The sequence below is a fragment of the Micrococcus sp. KRD077 genome (genome assembly GCF_017168505.1).
Taxonomy (GTDB): domain Bacteria; phylum Actinomycetota; class Actinomycetes; order Actinomycetales; family Micrococcaceae; genus Micrococcus; species Micrococcus luteus.
Genome location: NZ_JABFAZ010000045.1, coordinates 1 through 1,800, shown reverse-complemented (window position 1 = coordinate 1,800; position 1,800 = coordinate 1). Strand labels below are relative to the sequence as shown.

Below are 1,800 nucleotides of genomic sequence, written 5' to 3'. Positions count from 1 at the left end.
GACAGGCCGTGGGGGTGGCGGGGTCAGCGGCCGGCCAGCGAGCCCAGGCTCGGGTCCGTGAGATCGTCCGGCAGGGTGTCCGGGACGACCATGCCCTCCTGCTCCACGAGCCGGTCCGAGACCTCCCGCAGCAGGTAGGACAGCGGGATGTCCAGCGCCTGGCAGATCGAGGCCAGCAGCTCGGAGGAGGCCTCCTTCTGGCCGCGCTCCACCTCCGACAGGTAGCCGAGCGAGACACGGGCGTCGTGCGAGACCTCGCGCAAGGTGCGGCCCTGGAGCTGCCGGACGTCGCGCAGGACGTCGCCGATCTCGTGGCGGAGGAGGGGCATGCTGCGCTCCTTGATGTCGGGGGCGGCCGCGCGGGGGCGGGGCTGGTCATCGACCCAGCGCGTGATTCCGTGGGAATGGACGGGATGTCGCATCATGTCTATCGCCTGCTCCTGGACTTTTCCTGAAGGGCGCCGGGCCGCGGGCCTGATCCCGCGAGGCACTCTTCTTGACTCGTTACATTCAACGTCGGGCGGGGTCGCGTTCATTCCCGAGACATGGTCTCCCCCGCCGTCGGGCCCTCGGCGGCCCCGTCGCCCTCGTGCCGCTCCGAGCGCCGATGCCGTTCCCGCAGGGAGTAGGTGGCGTTCCGGATGCGGTCGGAGTCGTCCAGGCTCGAGCCGACGGCTCCGGCCATCGTGCCCATCGACGCCGCGAGCCACACGAGCCGCACGTAGTCGCGCACGCCGCCGGGCTGGTCGAGCTCCTCCTCCAGATACTCCACGGGGATGATCATGAGCGCGACCAGCAGCAGCGTGACGAAGAGCAGGACGTAGACCACGGTGCAGGCCAGACCGACGGTGAGCACGGTGGAGAGGTTGTCCAGCCGCGAGCTGTGCCGGTGGGTCGCACCGTGCGTCCACAGGCCGTTCGTGGTGACCAGCCACGCCACCAGCAGCACCACGGACAGCACGCTGACCGCCGCGAGCCGCACCGGGGACATCACGCTGGAGAGCACCCAGATGGAGCCGAAGAACACGCCGTAGGCACCGGCCGCGCTGGCCGAGGCGATCGTGAACGTCATGTCCCGCGGCATGAGCAGCGGCCGGTTGGCCATCACCATCCCGGCCAGCAGACGCAGCGTGCCCGCCCAGCCCTTCACGTACACCGTGGACGTGCGCCGGGACCCGCCGCCCATCCGGGTGGTCGTGGTCACGTCCGCGTCGACGTCGACCAGCGGGGCGATGCCCCGCAGCGCGTCAGTGTCGGGCTCGGGGGGCTCGTCCGCCGGGGACGGGCCGCCGTCCTCCTCCACCTCGCCGGACTCGTCCGAGGACTGCACGTCCAGCTCCCCGTCCGGCGGGTCCACGTGCGGGGCGGTGTCGATGTGCTCGACGATCCGCAGCACCGTCTCCCGCAGCCGGCGGGCCGGAGTGATGACCCCCAGCGCCGGGACGCACACGACACCGACCCGCAGCTGCGGCACGACGTCCGCCACCACGCCGCGCCGGTCGTCGAACCGGGGCAGGTCGACGACGGCGACCACCGTGTCCCATCCCTGCCCGTCCGCGAGTGAGCGGACCGGCTCCTCCAGGACCATGCCCCCGGTCGCACCGACCGGCAGCGACTCCTGCCGGGTCTCGACCCGCCAGCCGCCGGTCTGCCGCAGGCGTTCGTCGAGCCGGTCCTCGACGTCCCCGGCGATGCGGCGCACGAGCGCCCACGGGGTGCCCGGGTCGGCCACGAGGCCGATGACGCGGGGGGTCGGGGCGTCGTCGCCGTCCTGCGGCGCATGCTCGGGCGGCTGTCCCT

At 72.5% G+C, this 1,800-nt stretch carries 2 protein-coding genes; both read right to left on the bottom strand.

What is annotated here, in order from left to right:
* Window positions 1–23: 23 nt before the first annotated feature.
* Complete coding sequence (locus J1M39_RS10995; protein WP_036315027.1) at window positions 24–425, bottom strand: helix-turn-helix domain-containing protein; 402 nt, start codon at window positions 423–425, stop codon at window positions 24–26.
* A gap of 107 nt (window positions 426–532) precedes the next feature.
* Window positions 533–1,800: hypothetical protein (locus J1M39_RS10990; protein ID WP_206496785.1), on the bottom strand; the 1,268-nt coding region annotated here is incomplete at its 5' end.

Excerpts from the sequence above, each read along its gene's own strand:
- J1M39_RS10995 (WP_036315027.1), bottom strand. The coding sequence starts at position 425 with ATGATGCGACATCCCGTCCATTCCCACGGAATCACGCGCTGGGTCGAT.